Consider the following 14,217-nt stretch of genomic DNA (forward strand, 5'->3'; position numbering starts at 1 on the left):
CATCCGGCCGGAGGCCCATGCAACATCCCACCCCCGATGCCCTCCACGCCCGTCTCGCCGCAAGGCGCTTCATTCTTGCAGGCCCGTGCGCCCTTGAAGACTTCGACGTCGCCATGGAGACAGCCCATGCCGTGCGTGAGGCTGCCGAGGCCGCCGGGCTTTTCGCCGTCTTCAAAAGCTCGTGGGACAAGGCCAACCGTACTTCCATCACCAGTTTCCGTGGCCCCGGTCTTGTGCGGGGCATGGAGTGGCTGGCCCGAATCCGTGAAGAGAGCGGTCTGCCTGTCGTCACGGACATCCATCTTCCCGAACAGGCTGCACCTGTCGCCGAAGTCGCCGACATCATCCAGATACCGGCCTTCCTCTGTCGCCAGACGGACCTGCTTGTCGCCGCTGCCGCCACCGGGCGTGTGGTGAACGTCAAGAAAGGGCAGTTCGTCGCGCCATGGGACATGAGGCCCGCCGTGGAGAAGCTCCGTGCCGCAGGCAATGAACGCATTCTGCTGACCGAGCGCGGCGCCAGTTTCGGGTACAACAACCTTGTCGTCGACTACCGGTCCATCCCCACCATGCAAGGGTTCGGCGTGCCAGTGGTATTCGATGCCACCCATTCGGTGCAGCTTCCCGGTGGTCTGGGCGGTTCCTCGGGTGGCGAACGTCGTCATGTACCCGTGCTCGCGCGGGCTGCCGTGGCAGCAGGGGTCGATGGCGTGTTCCTCGAGTGCCACCCCGACCCCGACAAGGCGTTGTGCGACGGCCCCAACAGCTGGCCTCTTGACAGGCTGCCCGCCCTGTTGAAGGAACTTTCGGCCCTCTGGAGCCTCGAACATGTCTGTTGAGTCGATGGCCCGCAAGGTCTCTCTCCTCGTGCTCGACATCGACGGAGTGATGACCGATGGCGGGCTTTATTATGACGATGAAGGCCGGGTTTCGAAGCGTTTCAATGTGCAGGACGGGCTGGGCATAAAGCTTGCCCAGTCTGTGGGACTGCATGTGGCCGTCATTACGGGACTCGCCTCCGAGGCCGTGGCGCAGAGGGTGCGCGGTCTGGGCATCGAGGACTATTACGCAGGATATCTGCGCAAGACCGAGTCGCTTGATGCCATTCGCATGAAATACGGCCTTGAGTGGGAACAGGTCGCCTATGTCGGTGACGACTGGGTCGATTTCGGCCCCATGAAGCTGGTCGGATTCCCCGTAGCCGTCGCCAATGCCCAGCCCGAGGTCAAGGCGCTTGCGAAGTACGTGACCGCGGCCCGGGGTGGAGAAGGCGCGGTGCGTGAGGTCGTGCGCCTTATCCTTGCCAGCCGGGGAGTGCTCGATGAGCTTGCCGCATCATGGATGGAACGGGCATGAGACGGCTGCTGGTCGTACTGGTCGCCCTTGCTGTTCTTGGCACTGCGGGCTATGCCGCGTGGCGTCATTTCCTTGCGCCCCCGAAGGTCCCAACGAAGGAACAGGCCCGCGACGCCCTTGAAGAGGCTGTCGGACTCGCCCTTAAAGGCGTAGAACTCGTTCAGGGCGAGAAAGGCGTAGAGTTGTGGCGGCTCAAGGCCACATGGGCCGCGTTGCGGCAAGAGAAGGGCGTCATCGACGTTGATAGCCCCGACATCATCTACAAGGTCGGCAAGACTGAAGAACCCTTGCGTGTCATCGCCCCCAAGGGCGAAGTGCGTGACAACCAGAGCTTCATCCGGTTGTGGGACAAGGTGACCTGCACCTATCGCGACTATGTGCTCGACGGTACTCTGATGACGTACAACAGCACGTCGCGTCTCATGGTCTTTCCTGAAGGGGCCGTCATCGTAGGGGCCACTTCGCGCGGAAACGCCACGCGTCTTTCATGGAATCTTGCCACGAATGTCATAGAGGGTGAGGACGGGGTTGTTGTGCACTGGTCCCGTGCCGATGCCGCTGCACCGAATGCCTCCGGTACCTCCGGGAACCCAGACCGGGCCACTCATGCCCCGGCAGAGACCGCCCCCGCTGCACGATAGGAGATTCATATGGCCAGTAGGCTTGTTCCCTTTCTTCTCTCCCTGACCATGGCTGCTGCCGTGGCGTTTCCTGTGCCGACCGCCTGCGCGCAGCCCAAGGCGACCGCGAATCCCGCCCAGAAATCTGTACCGACCACTGTCACCGCGCAGCGCATGCAGTATGATGCGAACAAGCAGAGTGTCGTGTTCGAGGGCGATGTATACGTCAAGCGTCCCGACTTCGAACTGTGGTCGGTGAAGCTGACGCTGCACCTTGGCAAGTCCAAGGAAGGCAAGAGCGGTGGAGACGTGCCGGGTGGCATGGATGCCGGTGAGATTGAACGTATCGTCGCCGAGAAGAATGTACGGATGGTGCGCGAAGGGCGTAACGGTACATGTCAGAAGGCCACCTATACCACCAATGACGGGCTCATGATCATGGAAGGCTCGCCTGTCCTCTTCGACAAGGAGAACGTGGTGAAGGGCGAGGTCATCTATTTCTACACTCGCGAGAATCGAAGCGAAGTGCATGGTGGCACCTCGCGCCCTGTAGAGGCCGTGTTCACCTCTTCGTCTTCCGCGTCGCTGCCCGGAGCGGAAAAGGCAAAGGAGTCTGAATGATGGCCGTATTGCAAGGCGAAGATCTGCGTAAGCGGTTCGGGCAGCGCGAGGTCGTGCGGGGTGTCTCCGTCTCGGTACAGCAGGGCGAGATCGTCGGGTTGCTCGGGCCCAACGGCGCGGGCAAGACCACGACGTTCTACATGCTCACAGGCATCATCAAACCCACGGCTGGCATCGTCCGACTGGACGGACAGGACATCGCCGACTGGCCTTTGCATGAGCGCGCTCGCGTGGGGTTGAGCTATCTGCCTCAGGAGAGCTCCGTATTCAAGAGGCTCACCGTTCGTGAAAACCTTGAGATCATCCTCGAGCATACCGGGCTTCCGGCTGCCAGACAGAAGGAGCGTGCCGAGGCGCTGATGGCGGACTTCGGTATCGCGCATCTTGCCAGTTCGCGTGCCATGCACCTTTCGGGCGGTGAGCGGCGCAGACTCGAGATCGCGCGGTGCATGATCCGCGAACCCAAGTTCGTGCTGCTCGATGAACCATTCGCAGGCATCGACCCGCTTGCCGTGGGTGATATTCAGGGGCTTATCCGCAAGCTGCGTGATCGCGGGATAGGGGTGCTCATCTCCGACCATAACGTGCGGGAGACGCTCACCATCTGTGACCGGGCGTACCTGGTCCATCAGGGGCAGGTCATTCTGGACGGCACACCCGAGCATATCGTAGGTGACGAACAGGCCCGTCTTGTCTATCTTGGGGCGGACTTCTGCCTCTAGTCGGCATCAAGCTTGCATCCTGCCTCGCGCTGTGTCATGATACTACGTAACGCACTGTTGCACGGTACTTTTCTTCTTTTGCTAACAGAAGGTGGATATCGCGCATCTGGTGCTTAACATGACGGCGAGAGGTTCCTTGTTCAATGGCACTCGAACTTAGACAGCAACTCAAGCTGAGTCAGCAGCTTGTCATGACGCCACAACTGCAGCAGGCCATACGCCTTTTGCAATTGTCACGTCTTGAGCTTGTCGAGACCGTTCAGCAAGAGCTTCTTGAGAATCCGTTCCTTGAAGAAGGAATGGATGAAGGCGCTGCATCTTCTGCCTCAGAAGCCTCCTCGCGTAAAGACGAATCTGCGCCGGAGGCGTATGACAGGGAATTGTCGCGTAATGCCGACTGGGAAGACTATCTTGGCGAATTCGCCAGCTCTTCGCGGCAGGCGCAGGTACGCGAAACTGAACTCCCCGAGGAGATGACCGCGTTCGAGGCGCGCTATTCTGCCCGCCCATCGCTTGAAGGGCATCTCATGTGGCAGTTGCGTCTTTCGCGTCTTACAGAAGACCAGAAGGGCATCGGTGAAACCATCATCGGCAATATCGGCTCTTCGGGATATCTTCAGGCCTCTGTCGAAGACATTGCAGAGATGTGTGGTGCCGATGCTTCCGAAGTCATTCCGGTATTGCACGCCGTCCAGCGTTTCGACCCGGTAGGTGTTGCCTCGCGGACTCCGCAGGAATGTCTGCTGATTCAGATCGAAATGCTTGGCTACGACCGCGACCGTGTTCTCGTCGAACTCGTTCGCGACCACCTCGAAGACCTTGAAACCCGCCGTTACAAGCCGCTGCTGCGCAAGTTCAAACTCGACATGGATGATCTCAAGGAATACCTTGATATCATACAGTCTCTCGACCCCATGCCAGGTTCGAGCTTCGGGGGCAGCGACCCCATGTTCGTAAGCCCCGACGTGTTCGTGTACAAATACGACGATGAATTCGTCATCGTGCTTAACGACGACGGGCTGCCCCATCTGCAACTCAGTTCGCTGTACGACCAGAGTCTTGCCGGTGTGACGGGCAAGGACAAGGACTTCGTGCAAGAGAAGGTGCGTTCCGCGTCGTGGCTCATCAAGAGCCTCTATCAACGGCAACGCACCCTGTACAAGGTCGTTGAAAGTATTATCAAGTACCAGAGGGGGTTCTTCGAGGATGGCGTGACCCGTTTACGGCCACTCATCCTCAAGGACATCGCCGACGACATCAGTATGCACGAGTCGACCGTGAGTCGCATCACGACGAACAAGTTCGTCGCCACGCCTCACGGTGTGTTCGAGCTCAAGTTCTTCTTCAACAGTGCGCTCGAACTTGATGATGGCAGCCAGGTCGGTTCAGAGAGTGTCAAGGCTCTGATCAAGAAACTCATCGGCGAGGAGAATCCCAAGGAACCTCTGAGCGATGAGCGAATCGGCGAGATACTGAAGGAACAGCTTCAGGTTAATATTGCCCGGCGTACGGTTGCGAAGTATCGTACAGCCATGAATATCCCCTCTTCGTCCAAGCGTAAGGAAGTTTTCTGACGTAGCACGAAGAGGCCCGGCCGCAAGGCACGTGTTCCATCGAACCCAGGAGGAGCTTATGAACATCGCATTCACGTTCAAGAACTTCGAGCCCTCGGAACACCTCAAGAAGTACGCCCGTCGTCGCTTCGAAAAGCTCGCCCGGTTCGTCGGCAAGTCTGCCAACCTCGAGTTGCAGGTGGCCCTTTCTCTGGACAAGTTCCGTCAGAAGGCCGAAGTCCAGCTTGTGGGCGACAGCATCAACATCGCCGCCGTCGAGCAGTCCGAAGACATGTACGCGACCATCGACCTCGTACTCGACAAGCTCGAAGCACAACTCAAGAAGCATGTCTCCCGCGTCAAGGAAAGACGGCGCTCTGCCCGGACGAATGCCAATATCGACGTGTTCACCTATCATACTGAAGGTGAGGGTGAAGACAGGGCCATCGTGGGTACCGACCAGTTCGTGCCCAAGCCTCTGCACGTTGACGAGGCTGCCATGCAGCTTGATGCGCTCGATTACGAGTTCCTCGTCTTCCTGAATGCCGAATCGGAACGGATCAACGTGATCTACCGCCGCAGGAACGGCGACTTCGGGCTCATCGACCCCGTCGTCTAGAGTGTCGTGATGCGGCTTGACGAGTATCTTAGCAAAGACCTCATAATTCACGAGATCTCCGCCAGCACCAAGGAAGAGGTGCTGGCGGAACTTGTGAATGCCGTTTGCCGGGCTCACCCTGAGGTAGACGGGCGTGCAGCGCTGAAAGTGCTGCACGAGCGCGAGCAACTCGGTACGACTGGCATCGGCGACGGCATCGCCATCCCCCACGGCAAACTGTCCGACCTCGGGCGCATCGTTCTGAGTGTCGGTCGTAGCAGTGCCGGATTCGGCTTCGACTCGCTTGACGGCAAGCCCGTGCACATCGTGTTTCTGGTGCTTGCCCCGGAACATGTGGCGGGCATGCATCTGCGCGTTCTGGCGCACATATCGCGGTTGCTGAAAGACGTCGCATTCAGAAGGGCATTGATAGAAGCCCCTGATGCGAATGCAATGTGGGAACTTCTTTCAAAGGCTTGAGGCAGCCCATGTCGAGCCCCGCGCGTTCTGCCGATGACGGCTTCGAAGCCGGATTCCCCGTCCTCATCGTCTCCGGACTCTCCGGGGCTGGCAAGAGCACTGTTCTCAACGTCTTCGAAGACCTGCGGTATTTCACTGTCGACGGTCTGCCCGTGCGTCTTGCGCCCGACATGGTTCGAGTCCTCGATGCACAGGCTCTTGAGCAGTATCAGGGCATAGTGCTTGGCATGGACCTCCGCGAGGCTGAGTTCGTACAGCAGTTCGAACAGGCCTTGGCCCGCCTTCAGGAAATGGGCGTCAGGCCTGTGTTGCTTTTCATCGAAGCGGAGCAGGGCGAGCTTATGCGGCGTTATGCGACAACGCGACGTCCGCACCCGCTTGAAAGCGAAGGTATGGGGCTGGAGTTGGCCCTTGCCGAAGAAAGGCGACGCCTTGCCCCAGTGCGTGAGGCGGCCGACCTTGTTTTCGACACCACGTCCTTTTCCATCCATGACCTGCGGCGCGTCATCCAGCGACGCTGGAGCAGCCTGAAGGGGCGCATGCGTTCGCTACGGGTGAACATCATCTCCTTCGGCTACAAATACGGCGTCCCGAAAGAGGCCGACCTGGTCTTCGACTTGCGCTTTCTGCCCAACCCCTATTTCGACACCTCCCTGCGCCCCCAGTCCGGTCTGGATGCTCCTGTCGTCGAGTATGTGTTCGGCACGGATTCAGCCCGGACGTTTCGAGACAGATTCATCGATTTCATGACCTATCTGCTCCCCCTGTATGAAGCCGAAGGAAGGTACCGCATCGCCGTTGCCATCGGCTGTACGGGGGGGCGGCATCGCTCCGTCGCCACCGCAGAGGCATTGCTCGATGTCCTGCGTAAATCCGATTATGCGGTGACGATCGAACATCGTCACCTAGAACTGGGTTGAGCAGAAGTGCAGCCCATGGTGAACCGATATGACCGAGAAGGATAACGTTGAAGCGAGGGTAGGGGTCATTATCGTTACCCACGCTGACTATGGCAGTGCCCTTCTGCGTGCCGCAGAGTTCATTCTGGGGGCACAGAGCGACTGCACGTCCATCAGTATCGACGTTTCGCAGGAGGTGGGCGAGACGGTGACCCGCCTCAAGGAGGCTGTGGGCAGGCTTGACAAGGGAAACGGGGCGATCATTCTCACCGACATGTTCGGCGGCACGCCCACGAACCTCAGCCTGTCGCTGTTGGCGACGTCCAATGTCGAGGTCGTCACCGGGGTGAACCTGCCCATGCTGCTGAAAGTCTTCGGCAGCCGCACCATGCCCCTGGCCCAGCTTGCTGCTGAAGCGGGAGAGGCGGGCGGAAAGGGTATCATCGTTGCCGGGCAGATGCTCCGCAGCAAGACCCGGAATGGCTGACATGTTCTGGTATCGCATCGACAATCGCCTCGTACATGGGCAAATCATCGAGGCGTGGCTGCCCTATACCGGGGCCACTCGTCTGCTTGTGGTCAACGATGCGCTCGCATCCGACGACTTGCAGCAGCAGATTATCTCTCTGGCTATTCCGGGCAGGGTTGAAGTGCGTTTCTTGCGTGTCGACGAACTCAAAGCCGTGGTGACTGCCGGTGGCGCGGGCAGGGTCGAGACCCTCGTGCTTGTCGCCAACTGCGGGGATGCCAGGCGCTTGCATGATGCTGGCGTGCAGATAGGCGTACTCAATGTCGGTAATCTACACTATTCTCCTGGCAAGAAACAACTTTGTGCCCATGTGGCCGTCTCGGACGAGGACGAAGGCTGTATGCGCTACCTGCAGCGCGGCGGCATAGAACTCGACTTTCGCTGTGTCCCCAACGACCCTGTAGAGATCAAGGGGTGGTGACGATGCTTGATGTCTCGTGGGTGCTGTGGGCCTTTCCCGCCGCTTTTTTTTTGCCCTGTTCGCTTTGCTCCGCTATGAGGTCAACCTCGGCTTTCTAGAGCGTCCGCTCTCGGTCGGATTCATATGGGGGGCTATCACAGGTGAGTGGCAGATGGCCCTATCACTCGCCGTATTCCATGAACTGCTCTGGCTCGACCTTTTCCCCGCCGGTACCTACATCCCGCCCAACGGTGTTCTCTCCCTGCTGCTATGCCTTGTGGTGGCAGGGCGTTTCAATCTCCCATCACCCGACCTTCTGGCTGTTCCGCTGCTGCTTGTTCTGCCTGCCGCTCTTTGCGGTGCCCAACTCGAATACCTGCTGCGCAAGCGCGAGAACAGGCAGTACAACGCCATACTGCACTGGGGCCGTCAGCCGGGGGACGATCGCGTATTGCCTGCAAAGATCGTGAGGTCGTCGCTTCTGTGGCACGGGTTTGCCCAGTTCCTTCTGTTCGTCGCGTGGTCGCTTGTGCTTGATGTCACGATTCGCATCTTTGCATCGGCATTCGGGTATATTCCGCGTGTCAGCGGGGTAATGTGGGGGCATCTGTGGTTCGTTGCGGGACTTGGTGGCATACTGTCCCTTCGCATCCGCAGGGCGTATGTCGTTTTCGGTTTTTCGTTGGCAGCCGGGGTCGCCGCGCTTGTCGTCATCTGATTTCAAGGAAAAAATTTTGCTTCAGCTGCTGCTCAGGGCTTGGCATGCGATGGTGATTGTGCTATTTGGCACAAACTTTCTTTCGGCATAAGGCGAGTCTCTCGCAGATTACAAATCCAATGGAGGACATAACAATGGCAGTTCTCGTTCTTGGTCACATGAATCCCGATACCGACTCGATCATCGCCGCCATCGGCGTTGCCGACCTGATGACCAAGCGCGGCGTCGCCGCCAAGGCCGTCGCTCAGGGTGCCCCCACCCCCGAGTCCACGTTCGTTCTCGAAAAGTTCGGTCTCACCGCTCCTGAAGTGGTGTCCTCCGTCGCCGGTCAGAAGGTGATCCTTGTCGACACCACCGAACGCGCCCAGCTTCCTGCCGACCTCGGCGACGCTGAAATCCTCGGCGTTGTCGACCACCACAAGCTTGGTGACGTGACCACCCCCAACCCGCTTGAAATGTGGGTATGGCCCGTGGGCTGCACTGGCACCGTGATCAAGGCCATGTACGACTTCTACGGCATCGAAGTGCCCAAGGGTATCGCCGGAGGCCTCCTCTGTGCCATCCTTTCCGATACCGTCATGTTCAAGTCGGTCACCTGCACCCCGCAGGACAAGAAGGCCGTCGAAGAGCTCGCCAAGATCGCCGGTGTTGCCGACGTGATGGCCCTCGGTATGGACATGTTCAAGGTGAAGTCCGCTGTTGAAGGCGCTTCCATGAAGGACCTCGTCTTCCGTGACTACAAGGACTTCGACATGAACGGCAACAAGGTCGGCATCGGCCAGCTTGAAGTCGTCGACCTGTCCATCCTTGAGCCCGTGAAGGCTGGCCTGTACGAAGAAATCACCCGCGTGAAGGGCGAAGGCCGTCACAGCGTGTTCCTGCTGCTTACCGACATCATGAAGGAAGGCTCGGAAATGCTGATCGTTTCCGACGATCCTTCGAAGGTCGAAGCCGCGTTCGGCGTGAAGCCCGAAGGCACCTCCGTGTGGCTGGACGGCGTGATGAGCCGCAAGAAGCAGGTCGTTCCCAACTTCGAAAAGGCCTTCAAGGGCTAATTCGGAACTCTTCCTCTGTGCGTTGGGGGCTGGCGGGTGACCGCCAGCCCTTTTGTGCTATCTGGCTGAAATACGATGAGCGTGGGATTTATCTTCTTCAGTTTGACTGGCAAGGTGATGTCAACAAATAGCCCTTGCCAAGAGGGGGAGTATGATGACGGAAAGCAGGCATGCTTTTCGTCGATACTGTCTGCGGTTGGATTCTATTGAGCCGTTCGAGTTCCATGGCCCGTCGGTTTGCGCGGCCGCTTGGGCACGCGGGGCAGCTGGCGATGTCGACTCTCGAGCTGATGCGTCACGCCGGGGAGGCTTGCTGGGATGCGGGCAGAGTGGCGGTCGGCGCCGGTTTGGCATGACCGGGGCGAGCGGCATTTTGTTTCTTTGAACCGCCGGATGGTCGTCTCTTCCTTTCGCATGGCTTCCGGCACCATGTACTCATGGTCATGATGGCAAAAGCCGTCACGGGTGTGGCTGTACATAATGAGCGGGTGGCTACCCTCCGCGGACTGGCTGTACTTGCCAGCTTGGGCTGTTGCGCGTCGACTGTACGGGTAGAGAAGGGCGGAGAGGTAAGCTGGCCTCCTGTGACGCCTGATGGACGTATGGCGAGTGCGGGATGCTCTGGTTGTTACCAGATTCATCAGGACAGAGCGCAGGTTTTGAAATGCGGTTAAATGAGCTTCATTGCCAATGATTTGATTTCCCGTATGTTTTTATCTGAAAGCCTAGGACTTCTTTCTTTACCCACCAGCCCCACGAAAAGTGTTCCTACAGAATCAGCCCCCACAAGTTTGGCGGCACTTTTCAGGGATTTTAAGGTGTCACTGAAATATCGTCCCATAAAACCAGGTGCAGCGCATGACGAAACAAGAATTGCCTTCTTCCTGGCATCGCCTTCCTTGCGAAATTCAGGAGCATTCTTACTCCATGGCCAGTACCCGTAAACCACCAATCGCTCGAGAAAACGTCTGAAAAGAGCAGTTGACGAGTACATGTTCGTTGGTGATGCGAAGACATAGAAGTCGGCATTTTCAATCTTTTGAATCAATGTATTCATTTCGTCTTCATGAATACAGGTCCCAGGCTTCCTCCCTGCTTCTTGTGTGCATCTTCGACAGTTTGTGCAGAATTCAATATGTAGATTTCTGAGAACAGCGGTCTCTATTTGCATGTCAAATGTATTGGCGGCATACTCAAAATGATCAAGTATCTGATCTGTTACCCCTCCTTCGCGATATGATCCATTAATTGCGAGTATCTTCTTCATTCCACACGTCCCTGTCATTATATCGTACGAACTGTTTGAAATATTAACATGATTTCGATTGAAAGAAGAATGCTAATGTTTTCGACTTATCCGGTCAAAAGAGTTCTTCTTTGGGGGGCAGTCAATAAGCAATTGTGACTCGTTGGAACATATAATTCAAGCTGCCCACTTTCTTGTCCACAGGCTGTACTACGGACGCCTCTTCATGGCGGAGACGGTGCAGGAGAAGGCCTACATATATTACCGCCGCCATCGGCGCGGGCTGTTCCTGCTCGACTTCGAGAACGCCATCTACAGCATCACGCTGGGCAAGGTGCAGGGCATGGACAAGGCCCGCCAGATGGCAGCCAGGATGACCGACGTGTGGGGCCGCCTCGGAGGCGCAATCAACGTGGTGGCCTCGTCCTTCGGGCAGGTGCTGCTGCCGCCTCTTGAGGTGTTGGACGGGCACATCGTGGAGGTGCTCGGTACGCTCAACCGCTGGATTGGCATCGCCCCCAACCTCTTCAGGTGGATAGGCTACCTCGCCGTGGCCAGCGTCACCTTCGCGGGCGTCATGGGCCTTGTGGCAGCCGTGACAGGCATCGGCAAACTGGCGCTGGTGGCCGTGGCCTTCGGCCTGCTCACCAAGGTCACAGGCTTGCAGACGGCGGCCCAGTGGCTGCTCAACTCCGCCTTCCTCGCCAACCCCATCACGTGGGTCGTGCTTGGCGTGTTGTCGCTCATCGCGGAGCTTGGCGACTGCCTCGGCTGGTGGGCCGCGCTGAAGGCCGCGCTGGGCGATACTGCATGGGGCAATGCCCTCGTGGAGACGGTGCTTGCCGTCATCGCGCCGTTCCGCGTCATGTACAACGCCATTGCAGGTGTGATGGGCCTCTTTTCAGGCTCCGCCTCTGCGCCTGCCATGCCGGACGCCGCCCCCGGAGCGCCTTCCGTCGAACCTCCCGCCCCCGTGGCCTCGCTCGAAGCCGCCCGTACACCCGTGGTGCCATCTGCCGGACTCATGCGTGAAGGGGGCAAGGTGTTCGCCAAGGGGGGCAACAGCAAGACGACGACCATCGGCACGGTCAACATCACCACAGACAAGCCGATGGATGCCACACACCTGAAAGAGCAGCTCGTGCTGGCGGCGGGGTAGGAGATGGAGCGGACGGCAACCATGTGCAAGTCACACAAAAGACCCCGCATCGCGGGGCGATACGGGGTCATGACGGGCGGTGCCAGCCTGAAAGGCTATGCTTGCCTGCGCTCGCGCAGGTGCCTGTCGACCACGGTCTTGATGAGCGCCTGCCGCGAGATGCCAAGGTTCTTGGCCTCATTGTCGAGAGCCGCGACCATCCAGAGCGGAAAGTCTACGTTGACGCTCTTCTTCTGGCGGTTGGGATGCCGGACGGCAGAAAGATCCAGAAAAGGGGTGATGTCTTCGCCATCGTCAAAGCGGCGGTCGAATTCTTCAGTTGAAATTTGCTCTTGCATACAACGCCTCCTCCTCTTTGCCTGCTCGTCGTACGGAGATGATCCTGGTCGCCTTGTCCATGTCGGTGACGACGGAAGCCCAACAGCGGTTTGCCATGTAGCCGATGACAAGCCTGCGTGGTTCTTCAGTATGGGCGCTGGGAATCTCAATCAGTTGCGGGTCGTCCCACAAGGCCGTTGCTTCTTCGAAGTCAATGCCATGTTTGACTCTGTTGCTTGCGCTCTTCGCGGGGGCGTACTCGAAAACCATATGAAAATCATATGTAAACAATGGTGATTGTCAAGGTGGATACCATGTCCAGACACATCGACCTCCGCATCACGGACGACGATCTCACCCTCGATGCGGGCGGGCAGCCCGTCATGCTCGAAGGCCGCGCGTCCATCGCGCAGGACATCGTACACATGATCCGCGAATCGGGGCTTCTGGTGGACATCATCGCCAACCGCGACGCCCGGCAGCGCCGAACCAACATCGTGCGGATTACCATCGCCGTGGACGACGACAAGCGCATCGTACCCGGCTCCACTGCCGTGGAGGAGGCGCGTCCGGGCGAATACTGGCTCACGGCCCAGACCGTGGATTACGGCGAGATCACGCTCAAGCTGGAGGCATGAGAGATGGGCAAGGGTGAAGGCTATGCGTTGGCGGCTCGAACGGGCTGCACGGCACGCCATTCGGTTCTCGTGTGGGCGGTCTCCCACAGCGTGAACGCCTGCTGCATGTTCAGCCAGAGTTCCGGGGTGGTGTTGAGGGCGCGAGAGAGTCGCAAGGCGATGTCGGGCGTGATGGCCGCGCGCTCATTCACGATAGCCGAAAGGGCCTTGCGCGAAATGCCAAGCTGCTGCGCAAGTGCCGTGATCGTCAGGCCGAGCAGCTCCATGTGCATCCTGTGCAGGATGCCGCCGGGTTGCGTGGGCTTTCTGGTGCGGGTGCGCATGGGGGATTCCTCGCAGTCCAAGAGGGTAACGGCAGGGCGCTATCGGCCCGGTCGGGATTCCTTGTACGCGCGCAGGATGGCGTTGATGGTGGTCTGGTACCCTTTGCCCTGCTGCTTGAACCATTCAAGTACTTCGGCATCAAGGCGCAACGTCACCTGCTTCTTGCGCGGAGGGGGCACACGTCGGGCACGCTCCCAGAACGTATCGTCCAGGATAGGGTTGTCGGGGTCGGTCTCGGCATTGGCCGTGAGCTGTGCGTCGGAAAAGGCCCTGCTGCGCTTGCCGTCGGTGAGCGGACGCATCTTGCTGATCTCTTCGATGTCGAAGTCGACCTTCTTGTCCTTATTCGTAGCCATAGTTCCTCCGCTCTCTGGAGTTTGCGCGGCGGGCGGAAATGATCCTGAACAGGTCTGCCCCGCGCATGGTGAAGGTGACGACCAGCACCATGCCCGCGTATTCCCCTATGGCTTGGCACCGGGGTTCGCCATAGTCCTTGCGCCTGTCGTGCACGAGTTAGAGCGCACAGGCCAGCATCTGTGCCGCCTGCACGAAGTCGATGTCGTGCTTTTCAACATTGGCCCGGCGTTTGTTTTCGTCCCACTCGAAGCGCATGCCAAGTTTGTAGTTACAAATTGCAACTACGTCAAGGGAAGGAGCATTGTCCGATGACCACCCAGACCCCTTCCGACCTCTTCACTTCCATGCTCCGGCAGGCAGGCGTTCCCGTCACCGCGCAGGACATGCAGCGCGAGTGGGATGCCATCAACACCATGCAGGACAGCCGCATCACCAACGACAGCGCATGGTCGCCGTTCTGGCGGCTCATCTCGTCCATGGTCACGGCCCCGGCGTAATGGCTGGTCTCGCTGCTGGTCGAGGACGCCTTGCCCAACACCTTTCTACGGTACGCCTCGGGCCAGTGGCTGGACGTGTTCGCGTGGGGCGTGTCATGGGGGCGCAGCCTCGCCCCGTCACCATGCT

Annotated in this window: 22 protein-coding genes; 16 read left to right on the forward strand and 6 right to left on the reverse strand. The window is 58.8% G+C overall.

Going from position 1 to position 14,217, the window contains the following annotated elements:
* The first annotated feature begins 17 nt into the window (after window positions 1–17).
* The 13 genes from kdsA (at window position 18) to DVU_RS07755 (ending at window position 9,551) form a co-directional block, all read left to right on the forward strand.
* Complete coding sequence (kdsA, locus tag DVU_RS07695; protein ID WP_010938915.1) at window positions 18–839, forward strand: 3-deoxy-8-phosphooctulonate synthase; 822 nt, start codon at window positions 18–20, stop codon at window positions 837–839.
* On the forward strand, window positions 829–1,356 hold the full coding sequence (locus tag DVU_RS07700) for a KdsC family phosphatase (RefSeq protein ID WP_010938916.1): 528 nt from the start codon (window positions 829–831) through the stop codon (window positions 1,354–1,356). Before kdsA ends, DVU_RS07700 begins: the two co-directional genes overlap by 11 nt.
* Window positions 1,353–1,997: an LPS export ABC transporter periplasmic protein LptC gene (gene lptC, locus DVU_RS07705; RefSeq protein WP_010938917.1), complete on the forward strand. Its 645-nt coding sequence runs from the start codon at window positions 1,353–1,355 to the stop codon at window positions 1,995–1,997. Before DVU_RS07700 ends, lptC begins: the two co-directional genes overlap by 4 nt.
* A 9-nt stretch (window positions 1,998–2,006) precedes the next feature.
* On the forward strand, window positions 2,007–2,597 hold the full coding sequence (locus DVU_RS07710; protein WP_011792315.1) for an LptA/OstA family protein: 591 nt from the start codon (window positions 2,007–2,009) through the stop codon (window positions 2,595–2,597).
* Window positions 2,594–3,319: an LPS export ABC transporter ATP-binding protein gene (gene lptB / locus DVU_RS07715; protein ID WP_010938918.1), complete on the forward strand. Its 726-nt coding sequence runs from the start codon at window positions 2,594–2,596 to the stop codon at window positions 3,317–3,319. The genes DVU_RS07710 and lptB overlap by 4 nt, the downstream gene beginning before the upstream one ends.
* 143 nt (window positions 3,320–3,462) lie before the next feature.
* Window positions 3,463–4,893, forward strand: coding sequence for an RNA polymerase factor sigma-54 (gene rpoN, locus DVU_RS07720; RefSeq protein ID WP_010938919.1), 1,431 nt, complete (start codon window positions 3,463–3,465; stop codon window positions 4,891–4,893).
* 58 nt (window positions 4,894–4,951) lie between these two features.
* A complete protein-coding gene (hpf, locus tag DVU_RS07725) occupies window positions 4,952–5,491 on the forward strand; it encodes a ribosome hibernation-promoting factor, HPF/YfiA family (RefSeq protein ID WP_010938920.1) in 540 nt (179 codons plus the stop codon).
* A gap of 9 nt (window positions 5,492–5,500) precedes the next feature.
* Complete coding sequence (locus tag DVU_RS07730) at window positions 5,501–5,950, forward strand: PTS sugar transporter subunit IIA (RefSeq protein WP_010938921.1); 450 nt, start codon at window positions 5,501–5,503, stop codon at window positions 5,948–5,950.
* Window positions 5,951–5,958: 8 nt separating this feature from the next.
* Window positions 5,959–6,870: an RNase adapter RapZ gene (rapZ, locus tag DVU_RS07735; RefSeq protein WP_010938922.1), complete on the forward strand. Its 912-nt coding sequence runs from the start codon at window positions 5,959–5,961 to the stop codon at window positions 6,868–6,870.
* 28 nt (window positions 6,871–6,898) lie between these two features.
* The gene (locus DVU_RS07740) at window positions 6,899–7,336 is read left to right on the forward strand and encodes a PTS sugar transporter subunit IIA (RefSeq protein WP_010938923.1); all 438 of its coding nucleotides are present in this window, start codon (window positions 6,899–6,901) and stop codon (window positions 7,334–7,336) included.
* 1 nt (window position 7,337) lies between these two features.
* Window positions 7,338–7,799 carry a PTS sugar transporter subunit IIB gene (locus DVU_RS07745; RefSeq protein WP_010938924.1) on the forward strand — a complete coding sequence of 154 codons (462 nt, stop codon included), beginning with the start codon at window positions 7,338–7,340 and terminating at the stop codon, window positions 7,797–7,799.
* A gap of 25 nt (window positions 7,800–7,824) precedes the next feature.
* The gene (locus DVU_RS07750; RefSeq protein WP_010938925.1) at window positions 7,825–8,496 is read left to right on the forward strand and encodes a PTS sugar transporter subunit IIC; all 672 of its coding nucleotides are present in this window, start codon (window positions 7,825–7,827) and stop codon (window positions 8,494–8,496) included.
* Between the two features lie 134 nt (window positions 8,497–8,630).
* Window positions 8,631–9,551, forward strand: coding sequence for a manganese-dependent inorganic pyrophosphatase (locus tag DVU_RS07755; RefSeq protein ID WP_010938927.1), 921 nt, complete (start codon window positions 8,631–8,633; stop codon window positions 9,549–9,551).
* A 670-nt stretch (window positions 9,552–10,221) separates the two neighbouring features.
* Here the strand turns inward: DVU_RS07755 and DVU_RS07760 are convergent.
* The gene (locus DVU_RS07760; RefSeq protein WP_010938929.1) at window positions 10,222–10,818 is read right to left on the reverse strand and encodes a flavodoxin family protein; all 597 of its coding nucleotides are present in this window, start codon (window positions 10,816–10,818) and stop codon (window positions 10,222–10,224) included.
* A 205-nt stretch (window positions 10,819–11,023) separates the two neighbouring features.
* On the opposite strand from DVU_RS07760, the gene DVU_RS07765 reads away from it, so the two are divergent.
* Entirely contained in the window at window positions 11,024–11,956 is a 933-nt protein-coding gene (locus DVU_RS07765; protein WP_014524408.1) for a phage tail tape measure protein, read from the forward strand.
* A 95-nt stretch (window positions 11,957–12,051) separates the two neighbouring features.
* Here the strand turns inward: DVU_RS07765 and brnA are convergent, their stop codons facing one another.
* Window positions 12,052–12,294, reverse strand: coding sequence for a type II toxin-antitoxin system BrnA family antitoxin (gene brnA / locus DVU_RS07770; protein WP_010940650.1), 243 nt, complete (start codon window positions 12,292–12,294; stop codon window positions 12,052–12,054).
* The gene (locus DVU_RS07775; RefSeq protein WP_014524407.1) at window positions 12,272–12,544 is read right to left on the reverse strand and encodes a BrnT family toxin; all 273 of its coding nucleotides are present in this window, start codon (window positions 12,542–12,544) and stop codon (window positions 12,272–12,274) included. Before DVU_RS07775 ends, brnA begins: the two co-directional genes overlap by 23 nt.
* A 44-nt stretch (window positions 12,545–12,588) precedes the next feature.
* On the opposite strand from DVU_RS07775, the gene DVU_RS07780 reads away from it, so the two are divergent.
* Entirely contained in the window at window positions 12,589–12,912 is a 324-nt protein-coding gene (locus DVU_RS07780) for a DUF2590 family protein (RefSeq protein ID WP_010938931.1), read from the forward strand.
* A 20-nt stretch (window positions 12,913–12,932) separates the two neighbouring features.
* On the opposite strand, the gene DVU_RS07785 is transcribed toward DVU_RS07780, so the two are convergent.
* From DVU_RS07785 to DVU_RS16820, 3 genes are read right to left on the reverse strand one after another with little or no spacing between them, the layout of a single operon-like run.
* On the reverse strand, window positions 12,933–13,235 hold the full coding sequence (locus DVU_RS07785) for a HigA family addiction module antitoxin (RefSeq protein WP_014524406.1): 303 nt from the start codon (window positions 13,233–13,235) through the stop codon (window positions 12,933–12,935).
* Window positions 13,236–13,274: 39 nt separating this feature from the next.
* Entirely contained in the window at window positions 13,275–13,592 is a 318-nt protein-coding gene (locus tag DVU_RS07790; RefSeq protein ID WP_014524405.1) for a BrnA antitoxin family protein, read from the reverse strand.
* Complete coding sequence (locus tag DVU_RS16820) at window positions 13,579–13,746, reverse strand: BrnT family toxin (protein WP_223295082.1); 168 nt, start codon at window positions 13,744–13,746, stop codon at window positions 13,579–13,581. The genes DVU_RS07790 and DVU_RS16820 overlap by 14 nt, the downstream gene beginning before the upstream one ends.
* Before the next feature lie 155 nt (window positions 13,747–13,901).
* Here DVU_RS16820 and DVU_RS07800 point away from each other — a divergent pair, with 155 nt between their 5' ends.
* Window positions 13,902–14,090 carry a hypothetical protein gene (locus tag DVU_RS07800; RefSeq protein WP_041722636.1) on the forward strand — a complete coding sequence of 63 codons (189 nt, stop codon included), beginning with the start codon at window positions 13,902–13,904 and terminating at the stop codon, window positions 14,088–14,090.
* Window positions 14,091–14,217 lie beyond the last annotated feature (127 nt).

Source organism: Nitratidesulfovibrio vulgaris str. Hildenborough (assembly GCF_000195755.1).
Classification (GTDB): domain Bacteria; phylum Desulfobacterota; class Desulfovibrionia; order Desulfovibrionales; family Desulfovibrionaceae; genus Nitratidesulfovibrio; species Nitratidesulfovibrio vulgaris.